Origin of the sequence: Ralstonia sp. 25mfcol4.1 (genome assembly GCF_900104095.1) — a bacterium.
Taxonomy (GTDB): Bacteria; Pseudomonadota; Gammaproteobacteria; order Burkholderiales; family Burkholderiaceae; genus Cupriavidus.
Genome location: NZ_FNJO01000005.1, coordinates 111,078 through 135,954, shown reverse-complemented (window position 1 = coordinate 135,954; position 24,877 = coordinate 111,078). Strand labels below are relative to the sequence as shown.

The following is a 24,877-nucleotide window of genomic DNA, read 5'->3' as shown; positions in this document are numbered from 1 at the left end:
CCGGGGCGCCCACCGGCGCAGTTCGGACGGACGTGTCCCGGCGCTGCCGGGTGCGCCGTCCCCACATCACAAGAAACGAAAAAGACTGTCTCGACATGCTCTCCCGTCTTTCGCTCCTGCGCGCCGCGGCGCCTGAATCGCCCCGGCTTGCCACCGCCCTGGCCGCCGCATCGCTGACCCTGCTGGCCACCGGCTGCGCCACGGGCCCCAATGCCAACCCGGCGGATCCGCTGGAGCCGATGAACCGGGTCGTCTTCACCGTCAACGACAAGGCCGACACCTACGTGGCCCAGCCGCTGGCCAAGGGCTACAAGGCCGTCACGCCGGAACCGGCACGCCTGGCCGTCACCAACTTCTTCAACAACTTCTCGGACGTCGGCAACTTCGCCAACAACGTGCTCCAGGGCAGGCCCGTGGAAGCGGTGGAAACGATGATGCGCGTGGCGGTCAACACGGTGCTGGGTATCGGCGGCCTGATCGACGTCGCCACGGCGGCCGGCATGCCGCGCCATTCCACGGATTTCGGTCTGACGCTGGGCACCTGGGGCGTACCGGCCGGCCCGTACCTGGTGCTGCCGCTGTTCGGGCCCAGTTCGATCCGTGATGGCGTGGGCGTGGCGGGCAGCATCTTCCTGGACCCGGCACACTATTTCGATACGGCCTGGCGCTATTCGATGTTCGGCATCAACGTCGTGAACACCCGCACCAACATGCTGGGCGCCACCGACCTGCTGTCGCAGGCCGCGCTGGACAAGTACGCCTTCGTGCGCGACGCCTACACGCAGCGCCGCCAGTACCTGCTGACCGGCGGCGGCGACACGCTGCCGACGTATGACGAGGACGAGGAATCGTCGCCGTCCGCACCGGGGGGCAAGGCAGCGCCCAAGACGCCGGAAGGCGAAGCCAGGCCCGACACATCGCCCAAGCCCGAGACCCCGGCCACGCCGGCCCCGGCACCGGGCATGGCCAAGTAGCCAAAAAAACGCCCACGCCGGGGCCCGGCGTGGGCAGCAAGACCACGGATGCGGTGTCCGTGGCCCGACAGATCGTAGGCAATTTTTTCCAAAGGGATTGCCAACAATTGTGTCGGCAAGCAATCCTGACGTCCGCGTCCGGACGATCGTTGCCCGACGGCTGCGCGACAGATCCCGGACGTTCCAGCGTCAGCCGGCGCGCGAGCGCAGCGGCAGCCAGATCGAGAACGTGGCACCCTCCCCCGCCGCGCTGCGCAGCATCACCCGTCCGCCGTGGCGTTCCGCCACTGTTTTCACGAAGACCAGACCCAGGCCGCTGCCCGACGGGGCATCGCTGGCCGGCGCATGCACACGGCTGAACGGCCGGAACAGGCGCGCCTGGGCTTCGGGCGCGATGCCGGGGCCCAGATCGGTCACCTCGATGGCCATGTAAGGCCCAAGCCGTCGCAGACCCACCGTCACCGGCGCGCCGTCGGGGCTGAACTTGATGGCATTGCTGACCAGATTGGCGATGGCGCGCACCAGCAGCGCCGGCGCCGCGCGCAACGTTACGCCGTCGCCGTCCAGGTCGAGCCGCAGCTCGATGCCGCGCGTCTTGGCCAGCGCCCATAGCTCGTCGGTGGCGTCCAGCACCAGCGCCGTCAGCTCCACCTCGGCAAACGCCAGGCTTTGCGATTCGGCCTGCGCCAGCCGGATGAAATCGTCCGCCAGCGCCAGCGTGCGGTGGGCATGTTCGCCGATGCGGCCCAGCAACTCTGCCTGCGTCAGCGCCCGCTCGGGGCGCGACTGAAGGTCGATCAGCGCCAGGATCGACGCCTGCGGCGAGCGCATGTCGTGCGAAAGGAAATGCAGGGTCTGCTCGCGCTGGCGTTCGGCGCGGCGTACGGTCGTGATGTCGATCAGGCTGACGATAACGCCCGCCGGCCGCCCCGCCTCGCCGTGCAGCGGCGCGCCATGCAGCAGGTAGCGGCGGTCGTCCTCGGTAGCCAGTTCCACGCCATGCGAATCGGATGAGGACATCACGGGCGCGTCGGCATCCAGCGCGCCGCACAGGGCATCCCAGTACGCCAGGCCGGGGCCGGGCACCGGAAACAGCGTCTCGATGACATCCGGCAGCCCCGGGCGGTCAAGCCCCCCGTAGGCATCGGCATAAGCGTCGGCATAGGCATCCGGCGTCGGCAAGTCACCCAGCCCCGCGGGCTGCGGCAGGTCGTTGATGCCCTGCAGCACCACCGGCACCAGCGCCACCGCACGGCGATTGGCCACCAGGATGCCACCGTCCAGGTTGCAGATGACGGTGGCCTCGGGCAAGCTTTCCAGCCCGTCAGACAGAAAGCGCCGCATGTCCCGCAGCCGGGCGGTCATGTCGTAGACGGCCTGCATGCGGCCATCGAGCGAATGGTCGACGCGGGCCGGCGCGCCCAGCAGGCCGGGCTCGCGCATCAGGCGCGCCAGCTCCTCGGACAGGAACCGCAGCGCGGCCTCCTGGCGCCGCCAGCTCCAGAGCGGATAGACGAGCAGGCAGCCGAACACGGCCGCCGCCGGGGCAAACCAGAGCTGCATGCTGCCCACGAGCATGATGCTGCCGCCGATCAGGGCGGCCACCAGCACGGCCTCTGCGATCAACGCGTCGCGCGGGGTCAGCATCCAGGCCGCCAGCGCGGCCAGCAGCACGGGCAGCAATGTGGCGAACCATCGGGCCAGATCAGGCACGCGCACGATGCCCGTGCCGTCGCGCAGCGCCTGCAGCGTGTTGGCCAGGATCTCCACCCCGCTCATGCCGCGTCCGTCGCGCGACACCGGCGTGGCGAACACGTCGCCAATGCCGGTGGCCATCGCGCCCACGATCACGTACTTGCCCCGGAAGAAGCCTGCGCCCAACTGGCCCGACAGCACGTCCAGCACCGACACGCGCTCGAAGGTGCCGGGCGGCCCCACGAATGGAATCCGCAGGCGGTCCTGGCTGACCCAGCCGGCGCTGTCGACACGCCGCGCGCGCTCGTGGCGGAACGACTCCGGCGATGGCGGCGACGGCTGCCCGTACGCTGCCATCGCCGCCGCGAAATGCCAGACCGGCGGCGAATCGCCATCGCCCTCGCGCAGATAGACGGAACGGGCCACGCCATCGGCATCGACGCTCATGTTGATATGGCCGTCGGTGGCGGCGAACGCTTCGAGCGGATGACGCATGACGGGGCCGGCCACACTGGCTTCCGCCACTACCGGCAGGATCACGTTGCGCGCATGGGCGATGGCCTGGGCCAGTTCCATATCGTCAGCCGGATAGCGGATGTCGGGCTCGGACAGGATCACGTCCAGGCCGATCACGCGCGGCTTGTCGGCCGCAATATGGTCGATGAGTGACGCCAGCACGGTGCGGCGCCACGGCCAGCGGCCGATGGCCCCGATGCTGGCGTCGTCGATGGCCACCAGCACGATGTCGTTGCGCGCGGCATGGGGCTGGCTGGCGATGGAAAAGTCGAGCAGCGCCAGGTCGGCACGCTCGAACCAGTTGAAACGCGCCACCACCGCCGTGACCACCACCACGGCGGCCAGCAGCAGCACCCACTCCACGCGGGTGCGACGATGAAAGAAGGCGGCGGCCCGGCTAGCGGACACCCGTCTCGACGCCACGGTCGGTGCCTCCCAACACCACCACGCCGCCGCGCCCATCGCGCAGCATGGCCGGCAACACGATGTGCTGCGGCGCCGAGAACGCGGCGGCCGGCGGCACGTCGGCACCCTCGGCGCCCTCGGCGCCCTCGGCACGCGCCACCCTGACGTAGTACGTACCTGCGTCGGGACGCGGCAGGGCCACCTCATTGCGCGTGGCACGCAGCGTCTGCAGACCCTGACCGAAACCCTCGTCGCCGGCAATCTGCACGACATAGCCATACCGGGCGGACGCTTCGGCAGGCCAGCGCACCAGCAGTTCGGCGCCGCTGTCGCGGGCGGCGGGCAGTGGCGGCGCGGCCTCCACGCGCAGGCGCTGCGCATCGCTCCACGGTCCGGGCTGGCCGCGCGCGTCCAGCGAACGCAGGCGCCACCACCACTGGCCGCTCGGCAGCGTCAGACGGGTTTCCACGCCGGTTTCGCGCCGGACATCGGCCTGCCGCGTAAAGCCGGCATCGGCTGCCACGGCGATCTCGTAGCCCGAGGCTTCGGGCACGGCGGCCCAGCGGAATTGCGCGTCACCGCCATAGGCCACGTCATCGGGGCGCGGGCCCAGCGAAAACGGCGCGGGCGGATGGCGCCTGACCGTGATCGGCAGGACGCCGGCGTGGCCGGTCATCCCGTCCGCGGCCAGCGCATTGACGACGACATACAGTTCGCCATCGGGCAAATCGTCCAGCGTCGCGGCAGGACCGGCCACCTCTGCCGCCGACACCCATTCGGTCAGCGCGGCATCGCGTGCCACGGCAATGCGATAGCTGGCGGTGCCGGCCACGGCCTGCCACTGCACGGCCAGCGACCGCGACATCACAGGCTGGGCCACGGCTGCCACCTCGGGCGCCGGCAGCAGCGCCACCGGCTTGCCTAGTTGCCCCCGCGCCGACACGCCCACGCCGAACCCGGCGGCCACGTCCCGTGACATGGAAAGGGCCCCTACACCGACCAGGCCTTCCGCCACCTCGCTGCGGCTGCCGGTGAGGTCCACGGCCACGCGGTAACGGGTGCCGCGCACGCCGGTCACCATCACCGGGGTGCGGATTTCGTAACGGCCCACGCCGCCGCCCCGGGGCGCGACGCGTGAATCGACTGCGCCGCGATCGATGCCGATGACGGTGTCCGTGAGTCCGCTGCGCGCGAACGACCGCATCCGGCGCACGGCCATCGACGTATCGGCCGGCAGCGCCACGCGTGTGGTGTCCGGCAGTTCCAGCGTGATCGCGCCATCGGCGCCGGTATCGACACGGGATGACTCTGCCAGCGCCTGGCCCACCTGCACGGGTCGGCCATCGGCCCGCACCTGGCCGCGCACGAAGACCACCCGCGCCGTGGCTGGCGCCACCGGAATCCGCGACAGCGGCATGCGGATGCGCGACCCCGGCACCAGACGGTACGGATCGGCCACGCGATTGCGCGTCTGCAGCAGGCGCCAGTCGTCGGGGCGCTGCATATACCGGGCGGCCAGGCCGATCAATGTGTCGCCCGGCTCCACGTCGTAAAGGAAATCGCCGCCCTGACTGCCGGCCGGGCCCGCCAAGGTACTGTCAGGCAGAATCAGGCACGCCATGCCGCTGCACAGCACCGCACGGCCAAGCCAGCGCCAGCTACGCATCGGCGGCCCCTGCGGCCTCGAAGCGATAGCCGTGCGAATAGACCGACGTCAGCCGTACCCCGTGCTCGGGGCGAAGCGCCAGCTTGATGCGCAGGCGCGAGACATGGGTATCCAGCGTGCGGGAGCCGGCATCCATGGCGCGGCCCCAGACCGCCTGCTCGATCACCTCGCGCGACAGCAGCCGGCCGATATTGCGGAACAGGAACAGCGCCAGGTCGAATTCGCGCGGCGAGAGGTCGGCAATCTGCCCGGCCACCGCAATGCTGCGGCGGCGCGCGTCCACCACGTAGTCGCCCTGTCGGATCAGTTCGTCGTCGTGCACGGCGTCAGGGTAGGCACGGCGCAGCAGCGCACGTACGCGCGCCACGAACTCTGCCGGGCGCAGCGGCTTGGCCAGATAGTCGTCGGCGCCTGCGCCGAGGCCCGCCACGATATCGGCCTCGTCGATGCGGCTGGTCAGGAACAGGATGGGCGGCAGGCGGCCCGAGTGCTGGCGCACCCAGATGACCAGTTCGTATCCGCTGGTATCGGGCAACTGCCAGTCCATCAGGATCAGGTCGAACGCCTGGTCGCGCAGCGCGCGCAGGAAGGCGGAGCCAGTCGGAAAGCTGGTGCAGCTGAAGCCCGCCTCTTCCAGCAGTTGCCGGATCTGTTCGGCCTGGGCGGCATCGTCCTCTACTGAGGCAATTCTCATTACATCCCTCTGATGACTGCGGCCTGTGTGTCTGGCACGGCGGCGTCATGTTACCGAAACGCGCCATGGCGCGTCGAGGCTACATTAGAGGGGAGGCGCCGCCGGGGGTGTTGCAGGCGCGCCGCAAGTCGTCGTCCTGCCTTGCGGGCGTAATGAAAACGTGGCCGACCGCCGGGCCGTTGCGAATGGAAGCAGCCGGGGCACGCCCACGCTGCACGCGGTGTCCCCCGGCACCAGCCGGCTTACTGCAGCATATAGGTTTCGTACTCGAGCCGGTCGAGCTTGCGGTCCAGCAGATACAGCGACAGCGCCACGACGATCAGCAGCGACACCGCGAAACCATAGCCGTACCAGGCCGGCCCCAGCGACAGCGTCAGCCGCGTCAGCACGAAGTTCAGCACCACGAACGTGCCGGTCAGCATCAGCACCTCGCGGCGGCGGTCCAGGTAGAAGTAGATGTTCAGCACGCCCAGCAGCACCACCTGCAGGCTGGCGCCGATCACGTCCACGTAGAGCAGCGGCAGGTACAGCTCCGAGATGCCCAGCAGCCGCAGCAGCCAGCCGCCCACCACGAACAGCAGCAGCGACGCGATGGCCTGCACCTTGACGATCTCGTACAGACCAAGGCGGATGGTCTGCACCATCGTATTGCGCATGTCCTCGATGTGCTCCAGCGAACTGCCGCCTCGCACCGCGTTGTAGAACGCGTCGTAGTACTCCACGAAGTCGGTCTCGATCCGCACCAGGAACACGGCCATGCCCGGGATGATGGCCAGGTAGGCCAGGAACACCGGGATGTCATAGATGATCGACGCATGCAGCGGGCCGATCACGGGCTGGCCCGTGGACGGCGCGTACCAGAACATGAACTTGTCGATCCAGATGCCCAGGTTGTAGAACAGGCCGATGGCGATCAGGCTCGGGTAGGCAAAGCGGCGCTGGAAGACCTCGAACGACATGAACCGGTGGCTCGTGTAGTTGCGGTAGATCAGCGTGATCATGCCCACCAGCAGGCACAGCTGGCCGAACACGAAGCCGCCCAGCAGGCCCTCCAGCCCGTGCGAACGCAGCGCCAGCGCCGCCAGCACGGTGATCGTGTAACCGACGAAAAACGTCCAGACAATGGCCTTGTACTGCTTCATCCCCGACAGGAAGATGGCAGCGATCCAGATATTGCTCATGATCACGAAGCCGGCCATCATCTGCAGCCGGTACAGCACCGACTGTTCCGGAAACGCCCAGACGGCACAGGCCAGGCCGATGGCACCGGCCAGCGCCGTGCAGAGCAGCGCCACGGCGTGATAGTTCGACAGTACCAGGTCGGCGCGCTTCTCGAACAGGCGGTCCGACGTGAAGCGGGTGAACGACAGCTGCATCGGCCCGGTCAGTATCAGGCTGCACGCTATCAGGTACGTCACCGACACCTGGAACTGCGTGATCAGCGCCCCCGGAATCACCCAGCCGATCGACAGCAGGCCGATCAGCAGGATGCCCAGGATCGACAGCACCCACGGGCCCGAGCTGATCACGCCCGCATACGCGTACGCGCTGAGCATGCCGGACAGGCTGTCCCGCCGGAGCATCTTGCGAAGTTCGAATCCAATACCGGCCATCTCAGCGTCCTCCTGCCCGCGCGCCGTGGTGCACCGGGCACTTCGCGGGGCTGGCGCCACCCTGCTCGCGGCGCGTGTTGTCCGGCATTGCCATCAACTCGGTGTAGAGCGTGCGATAGCTGCCCACCATCTGTTCCTGCGTGTAGTACTTTTCCACGCGCGCGATGCCCGAGGCCTGCGCCGCGTGCCAGCGGTCCGGATGCTGAAGCAGGCCCAGCGCGGCGCCGGCCAGCGCGGCCGGGTCGGCAATGCGCACCACGTCGCCCGCGGCGCCCAGCGCAGCGTCGTCGCCGGGCAGGCCGAACACCAGTTCGCTGCACGATCCCACGTCGGTGGTCACGCACGGCACGCCGGCGGCGAACCCTTCCAGCACCACCAGCGGCAGCGCCTCGGAGATCGAGCTCAGCACCAGCACGCCCACCTTCGGCAGCAGTTCGTCGATCTTCTGGAAGCCGAGGAACCTGACTTTCTCGCCCAGGCCCAGGCTTTCAGCCAGGCTGCGGCATTCGCGCGCGTATTCGGCGTCCTCGTCCTCGGGGCCGGCAATCCAGCCTTCGGCCTCGGGGTACTCGCGCACCACGGTCAGCATCGCCCGGATAAAGGTCTTGATGTCCTTGATCGGCACCACGCGGCCGATCAGGCACAGCACCGGCGGCACGCCCGGCGCGCGCTTCTCGCGCAGCGCGGAAAGGCGCGGCAGGTTGATGCCGTTCGGGATATTGCGCGTGCGCCCGGCCATCGCGCCATCCAGCACCTGGCGGCGGCGGTTGCCCTCGTAGAGCGCCGTGATCTCGTCGCCGGCTTCGTAGCAGACACGCCCCAGCGTTTCGAAGAAGCGCACCCAGAGTTCGCGGAAATAGCTGATCTGGGAAATGTCGCGTTCGAAGATGTTGCGGTTGTCGCGGATCCACTGGCTCTGGAACAGGTCGATCTTGCGTTCCTTGGTGTAGATCCCGTGCTCCGATACCAGCAGCGGACGGCCATTGCGGTGGCGCAGCATCGCGCCCAGGAAGCCCGCGTAGCCGGTGGACACCGTGTGGTAGACCCTGGCCGGTATCAGGCCGTCGGCAATCCGCACCAGTTGCCACAGCGGCTTGTGCATGATGCGGATAGTCCAGAAGTAGTCCGTGAACGACGGGTCCGTACAGAACTGGCGGTACTGGCTCGTGATCGTGTCCCAGGCCCGCTTGCTGTACAGGAACGCATCCTCGGACAGCGCCCCGCCCTCGCGGAGCTGCGGCATCAGATCGCGGATCAGCTCCCCAGCCTCGGCTTCCTTGCCCGGCTCGCGCAGCAGTTCGTGCAGCGTGTCCGACTTGTCGAACGCGCTCGCGTCGCCAGGCGTGCCATGCACCAGCGGAGGCGGCGGAAAGTCGTACAGGAAGTGGGTTTCCAGATGCACGACGTTCGCGGGCAGCGGGTAGGCCATGTCGCCATAGTCCTCGCGGCGGCTGCCGATGAAGACGATGCCGAACCGGATATCGGGAAACGCGCGGATCATCTGGTTGACCCAGCTCGACACGCCCCCGCTTACATACGGGAACGTGCCTTCCAGCAGCAGCATGACGTCGGCGGACGTTCCCTTGACCAGAATTTCGCTCATGATTGCCAGTACCGCAGCAGGGGCCGCACCAGCGGGAGCGGCGAAGGACTGTCGAAAGCCGCCATCAGGCGGCGCACTGCGGCGTAGTCGCGTTCCTGGTAGGCCGCTTCCGCCAGCAGCGGCAGCACGCGCTCGCGCGCAAAGCCCAGCGCCTCGGCGCGGCCCAGGAAGTCGCGCGCCTCGCCGGGCGCGTTACGTGTCAGCGCCAGGCGGCCACGCATGTACCACAGGGCCGCATTGCTGTCGTCGATCTGCAGCGCGGCGCTGGCGTAGCGTTCCACCTGGCTGGCCGTGTAGCGGTACACGTCGCCCTGCACCAGGTTCTGGTAGATCAGTTCCCAATACAGGTCGGCCAGCCGCTTGTTGATTTCCAGCCGTGCCTGCGGCGTGTCGGCCGACTCCAGGCGCGGCAGCTCGGCCAGGATCTTCTGCGTCAACTGCTTCTCTGCGCCGTCCAGCATGCCGTAGGCCAGCAGGCGGATGTCGTCGGTGCTGTCGGCCAGCAGTTCGCGCAGCACGGGGCTGGCCGTGCGCGTGGGCATCGATTGCATCGCCACCAGCGCCGTCATGCGTTCGGGCAGCGGCGCACGCGTGTTACCCAGCTGGGCGCGCAGCCGCGCACCGCCACCATGCGTCACACGCTGGATCAGGTGCGTCACGAATTCGGGCAGCGCCACCGAGGCAATGCCGGCGCTGTCGCGCCGATGCGGGAACAGCTTCGAGAACAGCAGGCTGCCCAGGCAAACCAGCGTGCCGCCGAGCGGCACGAAGAAGCAGAACGCCGCCATGTAGGCGTAGCTCCACCCGAATGGCGTACGAAAGCGCCGCGGCAGCAGACGCCACACCGCCAGGCCCAGCAGCCCGGCGGCGACCGCCTGCAGCCCCAGGAACGACAGCAGCAACGGCAGCCCGGTGCCGCCGTGAAACAGCAGGTACAGTGCCGCGATCTGCGAGGCGGTGCCGCCGATGGTCAGCTTGCCCATGCGTCAGCCCGCCTGCGTCTGTCCGGCGGACGGGGCCGCGCCCGGTCCGGGGGTGACACCGGCGCTGACAGCCGGCGTGGCGGTGCCGTCCTTGCCGTCCAGATGGCAGCGGTGCAGCAGGCGCACCAGCGCCTCTTCCGCGCCGGCGGCCGGCACCGGCAGCGTGTACACGCCGATATGCGCACTGGCAAAATCGGTACCGAACTGCGCGCGCAGCATGTCTTCGATGCGCACCAGGTAGGCCGACACCGCCTGGCTGTCCGACAGCGGCATCAGCGTCAGCATGGCACGCTGATGTACACCGCGCGCCGGCCAGGCCACGTCCAGCGCCCGGCGGCTGCGCACCACCTGCTCGAACAGCGCGTCGCGCGCTTCGTCCAGGTCGAACACCAGCGCCACCACGGAACTCTGGATGCCGGTCTCGCGGCGCAGACGCGACAGGCGCGCATAGTCCAGCGCGAACGCGTACGGAATGGCCGGGGCCAGTTCCTGGATGCCGTGCGTGGCCTGGGCATGCTCCACGCCGTCGGCGTAGTAGCCCATCAGCACCATCAGCAGTTGCAGGTTTTCATACGTCAGCGACAGGAACGGCATGCGCTCCACAACCAGCACGCCGATCAGGCGGTCCGAACCGGCCAGCACGGGCGCCACGGCCACGTAGCGTGTTTCGGCGTCCTGCTGCAGGCCCGTGGTGCGCAGATGCGCGAGTTCGCGCGTCTCGAGGCAGTGGCGCACCAGCGGGTCGCTGACATCCAGTGCAAAGTCGGGACCGATGGCGGCAACCGCCCCGGGCACGACGTTTTCGCCCGCGCAAGCGAACAGCGCGGCACCTTCGATCTGGCAAGCCTGTGCCACCACCTGCAGCATCGGCTGCGCGCCGGCCAGCAGTTCGACCTTGCTGCCGCGCGCGGCGTCCTGCATGGTCACGGCGCGCAGCTGCGACAGCGTGTCGCGCAGCGTGGTCGGTCGGGCCAGCAGGTCGTTCTCCAGCCGGGCGTGCGAAATGCGCAGCAGGTAGTGGTTCTTGGTCAGCGCGGAGAGCCGCTCGTCCAGGTAGCGGTTCACGGCGCGGGCGCGCGCCAGGCGTGTGTTCCACACGTCGCCGAACTGGCCGGCCACCAGCACCAGCAGCAGGCCGCCCAGGAAGAACATGCGCGGGAACGCTTCGCCGTGGTTGCCCATGGCGTCAAAGAAGAACCAGCCGCCCAGCAGCATCAGCACGGCGCCTACGCCCACCAGCGTGCCATAGCGCAGCGCCAGGATCACCGGCAGCAGCCATGCCCACGGAAAGCCCAGACCCAGCAGCAGCGGGTTTTGCGGGAGGATCGCCCAGGTGATGGCCATGGCCACCGCCATCACGACGATCATCTCCAGCACGGCGGCCGCCCCGCCTCCCGCGGGCGCCAGCCAGCGCGCATAGCGCCCGCCCAGGCCGATGCCCTGGCTCTGGCGGGTCGCCTGACGCTTGTTATCGGCGGTGTTAGCCACGCTTGTCACCCGTCCTTTTGTCTACCAGGTTCCACTCAACCCTGCATCAGCGGCGCCAGCAGGCGGCGCAGCAGCTTCTGGGCCACGCCCGACAGCGATTCGCGACTCCAGCCGGCGTTGCTGCCCGTGGCCGACCACACCACCTGGCCGCTCGACACGTCGATCAGTTGCAGCGAGATGCCCACGGCCGGTTCGCCATCGACACCCACCTTGTAGCGCCATTCCTGCACGGCGCCCGTCAGCGCGTAGCGCGCCCGTTCGCCGCGCGCCCATTCCAGCGCCTTGTTCACCGACTCGCGCTCGGCCGGCTCGAACAGCGTTTCGGGGTTCAGCGCGGCCGGATAACGCTTCAGGTTGGCCACGCCGCCCGTCTTCAGCAGCGACTCCGCGATGGCTTCGGCGCGCAGGCCGGCCTGCGGCGTTTCGGTGTAGTTCACGATCGGCAGGACGGCCACGGTGTCGCCAGCGGCCATCTGTGGCGCGCGGCCCACGTCGGTCACGGCGCAGCCGGCCAGCCACAGTGCGGCACCGATGGCCGCGGCCCATGCCATCAGGCGACCCGTGCGGGTATTGGTCTTGTTCATCTTCGATCCCCCTCGTTACCTTGAAATCCAGTCAAATGTTCATCAATAGAGCCAGCGATAACGCAGGCCAACTTCGGTCAGCGGCGTCCCCGTGGTACGGGCCGCGGTGTCGTGCGAGACATACAGCGACAGATGGTCGTTGCCGAACACCGATCCGGCCACACCCACCTGCCCGCGGAAGTTGTGCCCCGCGCGCGTGTCATACAGCGCACCGGCTTCCATGAACGGCCGCCACTTGCGCGTGTAGTCGTCGATCAGGTCGGTGCCGAAGCCGAACAGCACGCCGGCCTGCGTGAAGCTTTGCGGCATGTAGAACGCCGGCGTGGCCTCGTCGTCACCGGCCGGCAGCAGCCGCTGCATGGTCGGCGACAGCGTGCCGCCATTGGCGCTGTAGATGCCCCGCGTGCCGACGATACGCACCGTATAGTCCGGATACTGCGTGCGGATGCGATAGCCGGCCTCGACGTCGAAGACCATGCCATGGCCCAGCGCCGTACGGTCCTGGCCGTAGAAGTGGTTGTACTGGGCCCGGCCGCTGATGAATTCGCGCAGGCCCAGGCGCCACGTGGCACCCAGTTCCACCACGTCCTTCATGCCTCCCACGCGCAGCTGTGCCGATTCGTCGGCCTGCTGGTTGTAGCCCACCGTGCCCGTGTACTGGATGCGCCCTTCCTGGTTCCAGTTGCCGGTCAGGCGGGCCGTGGTGAAGCTCTCCAGGCCGTCGCGGCGGCCGATCCCGAGCAGCCAGTTCTTCTGGCTGTCGCGATAGCTCAACGCCAGTTCGGCACGGCGGTCAGATGCCGGCACGTTGTCCAGCTGCGTGCGGTCGGCGCTGCGCTGGTCGCGGAACACGCCGCGCAGGTTCACCGCATAGCCATCCCACAGGCGCGCGCCGCCCGCCAGGCTGTACTCGTAGTATTCGAGCGGCTTCTGGCGCTGGAACGTGACGCGCGGCTCGATGGCCTGGGCGTTGAACAGCAGCGCATCTTCCAGCGTCTGCTGCAGCGTGTCGTCGGTACGGGCCAGTTCCTGCGTCTCGAACGCCTGGGTCTGCGCGGTCGACAGCCGGTCCAGCTGGCGGTTGGCCTCGATCTGGTTCGCCACCGGCACGCGGCCGGCCTGGCGCTCCATGATCCGGTCGAGCTGGTCCATGTCGTTGCTGTCCAGCGCGATGGAAATCTCGGCATACGCGGGCCGCTGCATCCGGTCGGCATACTGCCGGGCCAGCCACGCCCGCGCCAGATCGTTCGATTCGGACGACATCGCCCAGGCCAGCGCCACCTCGCGGCTGGCCGCCGAGATCTGGCCCTGGCGACGGCGCTGCGCCTCGGTCAGCGCGGCCGGCGGCACCGCGTCCAGCGCCGGCAGGCCCGGCACATTGCCCAGCTGCGACGGCGACTTCGCATCGCCCGGCGCGGCGCGGCGCGCGGCCACTTCGGCACGGTCGCGGCGCAGCATCTCGATGACGAGGCTGCGCGACACATCGCCGGAAGCGAAGATCTGCCCGAGCGCCACCGTCTGGCGGCGCAGGTCGCCCCGTGCCGGACCATCCTGTGCGTCGTCTTCCGCGTCGCCGTCTTCATCGTCGCTTGCCGATGCGTTGGCCCAGTGCTGGCCGCCCGCCGCCCACGCGTGGTGCAGGTCGATCCACGCCTGCCTGCGGATACGCCAGGCCGTCGATGTCTGGCCGATGGCTTCGTACGCGTCAGCGGTCAGGCCCAGCCAGAGCGGATCGGCGTTCTTGCCCTGCTGCATCTTGCGCAGGTAGTGCAGCGCGGTATAGCCGTCCTGGAAGCGCATGGCGCCGGCGGCATACGCGCCCCACAGGCCCGGGTCCTGCTCGGCACTGGGCTTCAGTCGCTGCATCACGGCGCGCACTTCGCTGTCGGTGCCGCTGTCGACGAGCGCCCACAGCAGCGCGCCGAAAGTCTCGCTGTCCGCGTCGGGCTGCCCGGCGGCACGGCGCAGGTCCGCCAGCGCACGGTCGCGGTTGCCGGTCAGGCGCCAGTATTCGGCGCGGCGCATCAGGAACACGGCCGACGATTCGGCTTCGCTGCGCTGCTCGGGCGTCAGGTCGGCAAGCAGTTGGTCGATACGGCGCCAGGCGTGCGCGCGGGTGTAGTAGTACACCGCGAGCTGGAACTGGTCGAACTTGCCGTTCTTGCGCCAGCTGGCTTCGGCGATCCGGCCCGCGTCGATGGGCGAGCGGTCGTAGTACGCAATCAGGTTCGAATAGTCCGCTTCCACCGTGTCGCGCACTTCGGCAATGCAGTCGTTGCGGGCGGCACCCGGCGGAAACTGCATGCAGTGGTCGTCACGGGTCTCGGCCATGGCGAACATCATCTGGCGATAGCCGTCCTTGAGCAGATCGTCGCGTTGCGTCAGACGGGCCAGCTCGGTGTATGTGCGCCAGTAAAGCAGGTCCTGCGGACCCGCCTGCCTGCGCGCCGGCAGCAGCGCATCCATCGCCTCGTTCAGGCGGCCCCGCACAAAGAGGATGTTGGCGCGCTTGACCGCGTATCGCGGCCGGGCGCCAAAGCGTTTTTCGAGCTGGCCATAGAGTTCGAAGGCGCGATCGTCCTTGCCCGCGCGCTCGGCCAGATCTGCATTGCGCTCCATCGCCTGGCGACCGTTCGGGCCGTTTGCCAGCGTGTCCAGGAAGGCCATGCCGGCTTCCGGCTCGCCCAGCCGCTCGTAGGCAGCCACCACCTCGTCGATGGTCTTCAGGTCGCCGCCCGTGGCACGGTGACGCAGCGCAGCCAGGTAGGCGCGATCGTCGTTGAGGCCCGGCGCCAGGCGCATCACGTTGTTCCAGGCGCGCTCGTCGTTGGTCGCCTGCGCGTATTCGAGCCAGCTCTGCAGCGCGATCGTCGGCTGGCGGTTCCATTCGGATACCAGCGCCAGCCGCTCGCGCCAGACCGGCTCGTCCGGCAGCTTGCGCACCGCCGTCTGGGCGACGTCCTGGGCCTGGTCGAGCTTGCCTGCCGCCAGGAACACGCGGTAGGCCAGATCGTAGTCGTCGGCGTTGAAAGCCTTGCCGGCCGCCACGGCTGCGGCCACTTCGCCCTTGGCTGCGGCCTGGGCCTCGGCCTGCGTCGGATTGCCCGGACCCGGCTTCGGCATGGCCTGGGCCAGCATCGGTGCCGACGCAGCCTGCGCGTGAACGCGGCGCACGCTGAAATCGCCCATCCGGTCGCGCATGGCGACGCCGCGCGGGCCGTCCAGGAAGACATGGCCACGGGCCAGCCACGGCTCGGTGTCGGACACGCGACGGACTTCAGCATGTGCGGCATCGCTGCGCAGCGCCGCCAGCGCGAATTGCGCGGCGCCCGATGGCTTGTTGGCCGTCAGCTTCAGCAGCCGCTCGACGTACTTCGCGGCCACGTCCGGCTTGTTGGCGGCCAGCGCCAGCTTCGTCAGGTAGCGCAGTACGTCGGGGTCTTCGAGCAGCTTGCCGCCGCGCCGCTCGGCTTCCGCCAGCGCCTCGTCCAGCAGGTTGCCTGCCTGCAGCGTCTGCAGCGCCTGCAGGAACAGCGTGCGCTGCTCGTACAGGTTCTTGCTGCGCGCCTGCGCGTCGAACAACGCCTGCGCGGAATCGCGATAGTTGCCGCCGGCCAGCGCGATGCTGGCCAGTTGCCGGTTGTAGAAATCGAGATTGGCCGGATCGCGCTTGCCCAGCGTGCGGAACAGCACGCTGGCGGCGTCGGCATCGCCGATCTGGCGCGATTGCGTGGCCAGCGTCTGCAGGTCGGCCAGCGACCAGCGGCGCATCGCGCCGTCGGCGGTGGCCTGCTTGAGCAGGTCCTTCATCAGCGCCAGGCGCTCGGCACGCTCGGGCGATTCGGGCTGCGCCGCATAGGCGCGCTGCTGCGTGATCTCGATACGCGTGCGCAGGATATGCCCGGTCATGTCCTGACCCTGAACCGCCATCATGCGTTCGAGCATCTTCTCGGCGTCGTCCAGGCGGCCGCTGCGCGCGTACTGTTCGGCCAGCACGCTCATGAAGCTCGTGTCGTTGGGGGCCACGCGCGACCACGCTTCGAGATAGGCCACGGTCAGGCCGTCCACCGTACGGCCCTGGCCTAGCAGGCGCTCGCGCAGCGTCTCGCGCGGAAACATCAGCGCCAGGCCCACCCCCACCATCGCGGTAAAGGTCAGAACCAGCGCCGGCGGCAACAGCCGCTCGCGCTCAGGCGCCGCAGCGGACTTCGACTTGTTGCTGGACATGGATCGGATCATTCACCGCAGGGGTATCGAAACGCAGCGTGTTGCTCTCGCGCACGCCGCGAGCGGGCTTGCCATCGATGGTGACGCTGCACTGGCCGGCATTGGCAAGCCGGAAGAACGGCTTGTAGTAGCCGGAGAAAGCAAAGCGGGTGGCACCGCCGTCGCGGTGCCAGTCACGCACCAGGCCGTTGGCCTCGGGCAGTTCGGGCACCGCATGCGTGGCGGCCGGCACAAAGCTGAAGCGCGCGTTGCCGCCATCCAGGTGCACATACACGCCGCCGCCCGGCGCGGGCGACGAGCCGGTCACGCCCTGAGCCGTGGCCACGTCGGGCACGCCGTCGCCGACCCAGCGCAGGTTGCGCAGGTTGCCGTCGCCACGCACCACCCACGCGCCGCCGGCCGGGGCGCCATCGGCGCCGTCACCGAGTTCGCGTGCCACCGCCATGTCCTGCCAGTCGAGCACCTTGAGCACGTAGTCCGTCGAGTGCATCGGCAACAGGTTCTGCGTCAGCACGTAGTCGTACACCGTGCGCAGCGCCTTCAGCGATGCCACCTTGGTGCCCGCGTAGCTGTGGTAGTAGATGTTCACGGCCTTGAAGCGATACGGCTTCTCGGTCATCTCGTAAGTCTCGATCACACGCTCGAAGCCGTAGTACGGGCCGCGCCACAGGTTCGTGTAGACGTTCTCGTTCTGGTTGGTCGCGAATACCTGGAACGTGTTGTCGGCCTTGTGGATGCCCAGCGGCGCGATGGCGGTCCAGGTGGGGTTGCTGCGCGTGATCAGCGTGTCGCCGCCGTTCATGTTCAGCACGCCGGCGGCATCGGTCAGCTTGATGGCTTCCGGCGGCGCCTGGCAGTCGCCGGGCCACAGCAGCATCTTCACCGGCTTGTTCGGCGACAGCACCTTGTTGATGTAGTCGATGGAGCCGCCGATCTCGCGGTTCAGGTCCATCTTGTAGCCGGGGATGGCCAGGTGGAATTCCTCGTCGCCCTCGGTGACACGCGCGTCGCTCTGCTGACCGGGCACCGTGCGGCCCCACTCGAACGGGTGCGAATAGGTGTGGCTGGCCACCTCGACATACGGCTGCGCGAAGATCTTGCGCGCGATTGGTTCCAGCTCGGCGGTCAGCTTCGGGTACATGCCCGACTTGCCGACCTCGCCCTCGATCACCGACATCGTCATCGGCAGGCGATAGCGGTCGAAGATTTCCCGGAACAATACCTCGCCGGAGAAACCGCCGCCAGGGATCTCGGCCTTCGAGGCGAACCCGTCGCCATCGATATGGATGGTCAGCAGGCGACGCCCGCTCTCGGTGGTGGTGTCGGGCACCGGCATCGGACGCAGGCGAAGGGCCTCGCGCAGGAAATCCAGCGGCTGCACGATCCAGCGATCCTGGTCGCTGGAGGAGTTCTGGCGGATCGCGTAGTTCTGGCGGACGGCATAGGGACCGGTCACATAGCCGCCCCACTTCGTGATGGCCGCGGCATCGTAGGTCAGCGAACCGGCGCGCAGGCGCAGCAGCGAGCGCGTGCTGGCGGCGCCGTCCTGCACCTGCACGGCAACCGCCTCGGTGGCATCGGGCGCCACGGGCTGTTCGAAGCCCATCATCTTGTCCTGCGACACGATCTGCACCGGACTCGATACGCGCCCCTTCACCGCCTTCAATCCCAGGCTGCGCAGCAGCGGGCTGTTTGCGGGCATGCCGAAGCCGTTCATGAATGCCACCGGCACGCCCTGCGCGCTCAGCTTTTCAAGCCACGCCTGATAGCGGGCCGCGTTGCGCGTGAAGTAGCCGTTGGACCAGACGACCACACCGGCATAGCGGTCGGGGGTGATCTCCGGCAGCGCATCGCGCGTCTCGGCAAACTCGACGCGATAGCCGAGGTAGTTCAGCGGCATCGACACGAAGCGCACGCCTTCGCTGTTGTCGATCGACACGCCCGGCTGGCTTTCCTGCAGCACCAGCACGCGGCGCGGCAGCACCTCGATCTGCCCCACGCCCACCGTCTGCAGGCCGGAATCGGTCACGTACGGCGTGATGCCGAGCGCGCGGATACGGCGCGCGGCATCGCGCTGGCAGGTGCGGTCGGCCGGGGCGCAATAGTCGATCGAGATGACCGGCAGCTTGTACTGGTCACGAATGATGCGGGCCTGGTTCAGCAGCCAGTCGCGGTCCTGCTGGCTGACCTCGGTATAGGCACCCTGCGCCTGGTTCCAGCCCCGGAACAGCGATTCGAACACTACGCCATAGGCCAGCGCATGCACCTGCGGCAGGATTTCGAAGCCGCGGTTGAACAGCAGCTTCGCATCCGGATAGCGGGCCTTGATGGCCTGGATCACGCGCACCATGCCCGCTTCCTGCCTGGCGCGCTCGGCGTCGGTCCGGGCCACCAGGTGATACGAGTCCATCGTGTCGATGAAGAAGCCGCGGTAGCCGCGATCCCACAGCGGGGTGATTACCTTGTCGACGTAAAAGGCGGGCCAGCCATCGGCGGCCTGGTCAACCACCCGGGCATTCCAGGCGTCATTGCTGCCGGTGAGCCATGACTTGGGGATGTCCTTGAAGTAGGCGCGGCTGGGCAGCACCTCGCCCAGGCTCACGTAGGAAAACCATGCGGTGTTCGGGGTCTTGGCCTGGCGCGGATCGAAACCGCTGTCGGGCTCGACCACGGCCACGTCGAATGCCTGCAGCAGATCGACGGGCGGCTTGCTGCCGTAGTGGAAGGCAACGTTCGGCGCGGCGGCCGTGCTGGCTGCCCGGGCGCCCTGGGGCGCCACGGGGGCCTGGGCCGGCCCGGCCACCTGGGCCAGCGCATCGGCCGATGGCGTCAGCGCGCCCAGCATCACGGCACCGGCCGATGCCACGACGGCCACGGCCAGCATCGCATGCCGGCAAACGCGCCCCACGGCGCGGCGTGGCGCATCGCTGCCAACTTCATGGAAAAGTCCCCGGATTAAACGCTGCAATGGCTTCACTCGTTGTTGTCCGCTTTTTCTTTGTTGGTATGGCGCGTGGTCGTCGCCGCGCGTCCGCCCCATCCGCATTCTGGCCGCGCGCGCCCCGCATTATGCCGGTCGCCGGTCTGAACTAGTGTTTTTACTAATTCACGGGCAGGTCGGATGCTAGGCCATTCGCCGGACCGAGATTGTCAAAAATTGTGCCGAAGCCGCCGTGACATATGGTGGTCACAGGCGCGTGTCACCCTGCCCGGTTCTGGCATGGCATGAACCTGCATGGACGAAATACGCGGCAGGAAAATGCGGCAGGAAGACGGCCGGCATCATGCCGGCGGCGGGCGCTGAAACGCCCGTGTGCCAAGGACCCTGGCTAGCTATGTGGTGACATCTGATTCCCCGTTCACGGATCCGGCGCCTGGTGCGCCGCGATTTCTCCGGCTCGCGCGCATCGTTGCGGCTGCCGGTTTTTGGTATGACGCGCATTGTCGCGGCATCATCCATTGGTAGCCATAGTCCATATGGAGTAGCGTTGGCGGAACGGTTTTGTGGCATATATGGCAGCGTGGTGCCGCCGGGGTTACGGCTGCGTACGAACTGTCGGTACCACAGATACGGAAATGCGTGTCATACCGCCAGGCGATTCAGTCTGATGTCAGACAAACCCCCAAATGATCTAGAAATCTCTAATATCTGCTGTTCGCATGCCGAAATACCGTTAGGGGCATAGTCTGATTGACACGCGAAAAAAAACCGTCAGAATGGCTGCTCGCATGTGCACCGGCCTGTAGCGTTATTGCTCCGGTTCGTTGTGGGCAACATGCTTGGTCGGGCAATCACGCTCATTTGAAATTCAAGGTTGGATAGATATATGGAAACCGGTACCGTTAAGTGGTTCAACGACGCCAAGGGCTTTGGCTTCATCACCCCGGACGCAGGCGGCAACGACCTGTTCGCGCATTTCTCGGCGATTGAAGGCAATGGCTTCAAGTCGCTGAAGGAAGGCCAGAAGGTCCGCTACGTGAAGGCCATGGGCCAGAAGGGCGAGCAGGCCACGAAGATCCAGGCCATCTAAGTCTGAATCGCCGGGCCAATTATCTGGCCTGGGAAGCCCCGCTTCGGCGGGGCTTTCTGCTTTTATGCCGACCGATAATGTATTGCCTTGCTGACGTTTCGACCGGCTGGTCGATTAATAAACGAATGGCATGGATGGTCGCGATTTGGTTTGTCGTCCTATTTATAGTCGCGACAAAAATCGTGCATGCTCAAACGCTGCGCAACTATGGCAATGATCCGTTCGTACGCGTTTCAAGTGCCGTTTCGGGTTGTCCCGAACCAACCGGGCCACGGGTTTCCGAGGACGAATGGAAACGCGAGGCACACCACCGCATCGAGGAAGGCAACCACTGCTATGCGGAAGGCCGCTGCCGGCTGGCCAACGCGTACCAGTACGACGCCGAAATCGCCGAAACGCTGCAACGGCGGCTGCAGGACCTGCGCCGCACGCTGCCCGCCTGGCAAAACAGCTCGCTCTGGATCATGGTGCGCGGCCGTTGGCTGACCGTGCAGGGCTGCGTGGGAAAGGATTTCAACGGCGCGGCGTTCGTGGCCGCAATGCGTGAAATTCCCGACGTGGAGAAGGTGATCGACCAGACGACAGCCACGCCGTCACGTGGCGTGCCATACGCCCGATACCCCGCCAAAAGCGACCCAAGCACCACAAATACCCCCAATCGGTGATGTTGCTATAATCGCCCGACCCTGAAAACCCCGAAACCGGGCGGCTTCCCATAGACCGCCTGATATTTAGCGTGCCGAGGAAACCTGTGGCCGGTACTGAAATCGCAACGCCTGGCGCTCCGCTCGCCGGACCCGCCGTGTCTTCCGGTAGCTCGTTCCATACCGCCATGCGGATCCTGCCGCCCTCGCAGCGGCAGGCCATGTTCGAGATCTACGCGTTCTGCCGCGCCGTGGACGACATCGCCGATGGCGATACCCAGCACGCCGACCGCCTGGCAGCACTGGAAGACTGGCGCGCGGACATCGCGGCCTGCTACGCGGGCAACGCGCCCGCCGCGCTGCGCTCGCTCGACGAGCAGATCAAGGAATTCAACCTGCAGCAGCAGGACTTCCACGCCGTCATCGACGGCATGATCATGGATGTCGTCAGCACGATCGTGGCGCCCGACGCGGCCACGCTGGACCTGTATTGCGACCGCGTCGCCAGCGCGGTTGGCCGCCTGGCGGTACGCGTGTTCGGCCTGGACGAACAACCGGGCATCGAGCTGGCCCATCACCTGGGCCGCGCGCTGCAACTGACCAACATCCTGCGCGACCTGGACGAAGACGCCGAAATCGGCCGGCTCTACCTGCCTGCCGAGGCGCTGGCCGCCGCCGGCATTCCGGCCGGCACGCCACGCGCGGTGATCGATCATCCGTCGATCGATGTGGTCTGCCGCGGCATTGCCCGCGACGCCCAGGCCCATTACGACGCATCGGCCGCCATCATGGCACGCTGCCCGTCGCGCGTGGTGCGTTCGCCGCGCATCATGTACGAGGTCTATCACGAGATCCTGACGCGCCTGCTGGCCCGTGGCTGGCTGGCCCCGCGCACGCGGGTGCGCGTCAACAAGGCCAAGCTTGCCTGGATCGTGCTGCGGCATGCCATTGCATGACCCGATGTTTTCTGCCGATGTGATGCACGCGGCCGCGGCCGCCGCATCGCCATGAGAGAAGTGCCCCCGAATTGATGAACCAGGCTGCAACGATCACCCGCCCTCATGACGACGCGCTGAACCGGCGCTCCACCGAGGCGTCCCTGCCCGACCCGCTCGACGACGGCATCGCGCATGCCGTCGATGCGCTGCTGGCGCAGCAGCAGGCCGACGGCCACTGGGTCTACGAACTCGAAGCCGATGCCACCATCCCGGCCGAGTACATCCTGATGGTGCACTTCCTGGGCGAGACGCCCGACCTGGCACTGGAAGGCAAGATCGCCAGCTACCTGCGCCGCATCCAGAATGCCGACGGCGGCTGGCCGCTGTTCCACGAGGGCAGCTCCGACGTCAGCGCCAGCGTCAAGGCGTACTTCGCCCTGAAGATGGCCGGCGACGACCCCGAGGCCGAGCATATGCGCCGGGCACGCGGCCGCATCCACGCGATGGGCGGCGCCGAGGAAAGCAACGTCTTCACGCGCACGCTGCTGGCGCTGTACGGCGTGATGCCGTGGCAGGCCGTGCCGATGATGCCCGTGGAAATCATGCTGCTGCCCGAATGGTTTCCGTTCCATCTGTCGAAGGTCTCGTACTGGGCGCGCACGGTCATCGTGCCACTGCTGGTGCTGAACAGCCTGCGGCCGCAGGCGCGCAACCCCCGCAACATCGGCATCGATGAACTGTTCGTGCGGCCGTGCCAGGCGGCGCGCCTGCCGCGCCGCGCGCCGCACCAAAGCCCGTTGTGGGTAGGCGTGTTCCGCGTGCTGGATGCCGTGGTACGCGTGGCCGAACCGCTATTTCCCCGCAGCATGCGCCAGCGCGCCATCGAGCGCGCCCGTGCCTTTACCGTCGAGCGCCTGAACGGCGAGGACGGCCTGGGTGCGATCTTCCCGGCGATGGTCAACTCGGTGCTGATGTTCGACGTACTGGGCGTGCCACCCGACGATCCCGACCGGGCCATTGCCCGCAAGTCCATCGACAAGCTGCTGGTGGTGCGTGACGACGAAGCCTACTGCCAGCCATGCCTGTCGCCGGTTTGGGACACCTCGCTGGCGGCCCACGCCCTGCTGGAAGTGGGCGAGCCGCGCGCCATTGCCGCGGCATCGCGCGGGCTGGACTGGCTGGTGCCGCTGCAGGAACTGGAATTGCGCGGCGACTGGACCGTGCGGCGCCTGAACGTCCGGCCCGGCGGCTGGGCCTTCCAGTACAACAATGCGCATTACCCCGACGTGGACGACACGGCCGTGGTGGCCGCCGCGATGGACCGTGCCGAGCGCGGCGACTGCTCGAACCGCTACACGCCCGCCATCGCGCGCGCCTGCGAGTGGGTCATCGGCATGCAAAGCAGCAACGGCGGCTGGGGCGCGTTCGAGCCCGAGAACACCCATCTCTACCTGAACAACATCCCGTTCGCCGATCACGGCGCGCTGCTGGACCCGCCCACCGCCGATGTATCGGCGCGCTGCCTGGCCATGCTGTGCCAGTTGGGCCAGATGCCGGCCAATAGCGAACCGGCGGCACGCGCGCTGCGCTACGTGCTCGACGAGCAGGAGGCGGACGGCAGCTGGTTTGGCCGCTGGGGCACCAACTATATCTACGGCACGTGGAGCGCGCTGTGCGGCCTCAACGCGGCCGGCATCGGCGCCGGCGCGCCCGAGATGCAGCGCGCCGCGCAGTGGCTGGCGTCAATCCAGAACGCCGATGGCGGCTGGGGCGAATCGGGTGACAGCTACAAGCTCGAGTACCATGGCTACGAGAAGGCACCCAGCACCGCATCGCAGACCGCGTGGGCCATGCTGGGCATGATGGCTGCCGGCGCCGGCGATCACCCGGCCGTGGCGCGCGGCGTGGAATACCTGCTGCGCACCCAGGCCAGCCACGGCTTGTGGGACGAGCCGTACTTCACGGCGGTAGGCTTCCCGCGCGTGTTCTATCTGCGTTACCACGGCTATTCGCGGTTTTTCCCGCTCTGGGCGCTGGCGCGCTTCCGCAACCTGCTACGCGACGGCAACCACGCCGTGGCCTGGGGCCTGTGAGCGCCACGGCGTCCCCGCAATCGCCGGTACTGGTGGTCTGCGGGATGGATTTCGAAGCCCGCATCGCGGCCGGCCCCGATGTGCAGACGCTGTACGGCCAGCGCGGCGTGATGCTGGCGCGTGCGCTGGACATCCGACTGATGCAGGGCTGCGCCGGCGTCATCAGCTTCGGCGTAGCCGGCGGACTCGATCCCACGTTGCCGCCGGGCGCCGTCATCGTCGCCACGGCCGTGCGCAACGGTCAGACGTCGTATAGCACGGCGCCCTACTGGACTGCCGCGTTGCGACGTGCCCTGCCTCACGCCGAAAGCGGCCTGCTGGCCGGCTCAGACACGCCCGTGCTGACCGTGGCGGACAAGACCGCGCTTCATAATTCGCACGGCGCCCTTGCCGTCGACATGGAATCGCATATCGCCGCACGCGCCGCCCAGACGCTGGGCATCCCGTTCGCCGCGCTGCGCGTGGTGATCGACCCCGCCGACCGCGCCGTGCCGCCGCTGGCATTCGCCGGCATGGCCGAAGACGGCAGTACCGACGTCGGGGCAGTCATCCTCGGACTGCTCAAGGCACCGCACCAGCTCGGCGGCCTGCTGCGGCTGGGACGCGACGCTTCGATTGCGAAGAAGGCGTTGGCGGAGGCCCGCAAAGCAGTGGGTGCGGGCTTTGCGCTGCCGGCGGTGATAGCTGTTTAGCAAAGTGCGATGGGCGCGCATTGCGCCCCGA

At 67.8% G+C, this 24,877-nt stretch carries 16 protein-coding genes; 6 read left to right on the top strand and 10 right to left on the bottom strand.

All coding sequences use genetic code 11. From position 1 onward, the window contains the following. Positions 1-95: 95 nt before the first annotated feature. Entirely contained in the window at positions 96-974 is an 879-nt protein-coding gene (locus BLQ58_RS10960; RefSeq protein WP_092597618.1) for an MlaA family lipoprotein, read from the top strand. A 189-nt stretch (positions 975-1,163) separates the two neighbouring features. Here the strand turns inward: BLQ58_RS10960 and BLQ58_RS10955 are convergent, their stop codons facing one another. The 10 genes from BLQ58_RS10955 to BLQ58_RS10910 form a co-directional block, all read right to left on the bottom strand. Then, positions 1,164-3,593, bottom strand: coding sequence for a CHASE2 and HATPase_c domain-containing protein (locus BLQ58_RS10955; RefSeq protein WP_254775897.1), 2,430 nt, complete (start codon positions 3,591-3,593; stop codon positions 1,164-1,166). Next, positions 3,583-5,256, bottom strand: coding sequence for a FecR family protein (locus BLQ58_RS10950; RefSeq protein WP_092597612.1), 1,674 nt, complete (start codon positions 5,254-5,256; stop codon positions 3,583-3,585). Before BLQ58_RS10950 ends, BLQ58_RS10955 begins: the two co-directional genes overlap by 11 nt. Further along, entirely contained in the window at positions 5,249-5,950 is a 702-nt protein-coding gene (locus BLQ58_RS10945; protein ID WP_092597609.1) for a response regulator transcription factor, read from the bottom strand. The genes BLQ58_RS10950 and BLQ58_RS10945 overlap by 8 nt, the downstream gene beginning before the upstream one ends. 242 nt (positions 5,951-6,192) lie before the next feature. Further along, positions 6,193-7,563: an exopolysaccharide Pel transporter PelG gene (gene pelG / locus BLQ58_RS10940; RefSeq protein WP_092597606.1), complete on the bottom strand. Its 1,371-nt coding sequence runs from the start codon at positions 7,561-7,563 to the stop codon at positions 6,193-6,195. A 1-nt stretch (position 7,564) separates the two neighbouring features. Further along, positions 7,565-9,166 (bottom strand): GT4 family glycosyltransferase PelF, encoded by a 1,602-nt coding sequence (gene pelF / locus BLQ58_RS10935; RefSeq protein WP_092597603.1) that lies wholly within the window; start codon positions 9,164-9,166, stop codon positions 7,565-7,567. Beyond that, positions 9,163-10,149: a tetratricopeptide repeat protein gene (locus BLQ58_RS10930; protein ID WP_092597600.1), complete on the bottom strand. Its 987-nt coding sequence runs from the start codon at positions 10,147-10,149 to the stop codon at positions 9,163-9,165. The genes pelF and BLQ58_RS10930 overlap by 4 nt, the downstream gene beginning before the upstream one ends. Positions 10,150-10,152: 3 nt before the next feature. Continuing rightward, positions 10,153-11,646 carry a PelD GGDEF domain-containing protein gene (locus tag BLQ58_RS10925; protein WP_092597597.1) on the bottom strand — a complete coding sequence of 498 codons (1,494 nt, stop codon included), beginning with the start codon at positions 11,644-11,646 and terminating at the stop codon, positions 10,153-10,155. A 26-nt stretch (positions 11,647-11,672) separates the two neighbouring features. Further along, entirely contained in the window at positions 11,673-12,221 is a 549-nt protein-coding gene (locus BLQ58_RS10920; RefSeq protein WP_092597594.1) for a penicillin-binding protein activator LpoB, read from the bottom strand. Between the two features lie 42 nt (positions 12,222-12,263). Further along, the gene (locus BLQ58_RS10915; RefSeq protein WP_092597591.1) at positions 12,264-16,448 is read right to left on the bottom strand and encodes a tetratricopeptide repeat protein; all 4,185 of its coding nucleotides are present in this window, start codon (positions 16,446-16,448) and stop codon (positions 12,264-12,266) included. Beyond that, on the bottom strand, positions 16,411-19,332 hold the full coding sequence (locus tag BLQ58_RS10910; protein WP_029051149.1) for a bifunctional glycoside hydrolase/polysaccharide deacetylase family protein: 2,922 nt from the start codon (positions 19,330-19,332) through the stop codon (positions 16,411-16,413). Before BLQ58_RS10910 ends, BLQ58_RS10915 begins: the two co-directional genes overlap by 38 nt. Positions 19,333-20,275: 943 nt before the next feature. Between BLQ58_RS10910 and BLQ58_RS10905 the strand changes: the two genes are divergently transcribed. From BLQ58_RS10905 to BLQ58_RS10885, 5 genes are all read left to right on the top strand, one after another. Then, entirely contained in the window at positions 20,276-20,479 is a 204-nt protein-coding gene (locus BLQ58_RS10905; RefSeq protein WP_008650922.1) for a cold-shock protein, read from the top strand. Between the two features lie 134 nt (positions 20,480-20,613). Continuing rightward, on the top strand, positions 20,614-21,144 hold the full coding sequence (locus tag BLQ58_RS10900; protein ID WP_029051335.1) for a BON domain-containing protein: 531 nt from the start codon (positions 20,614-20,616) through the stop codon (positions 21,142-21,144). 86 nt (positions 21,145-21,230) lie between these two features. Continuing rightward, positions 21,231-22,079, top strand: a complete 849-nt coding sequence (hpnD, locus tag BLQ58_RS10895) for a presqualene diphosphate synthase HpnD (RefSeq protein WP_029051334.1) — start codon at positions 21,231-21,233, stop codon at positions 22,077-22,079. 74 nt (positions 22,080-22,153) lie between these two features. Then, entirely contained in the window at positions 22,154-24,154 is a 2,001-nt protein-coding gene (shc, locus tag BLQ58_RS10890) for a squalene--hopene cyclase (protein WP_029051333.1), read from the top strand. Further along, positions 24,142-24,846: a phosphorylase gene (locus tag BLQ58_RS10885; RefSeq protein ID WP_302847643.1), complete on the top strand. Its 705-nt coding sequence runs from the start codon at positions 24,142-24,144 to the stop codon at positions 24,844-24,846. Before shc ends, BLQ58_RS10885 begins: the two co-directional genes overlap by 13 nt. The last annotated feature ends 31 nt before the right edge of the window (positions 24,847-24,877 follow it).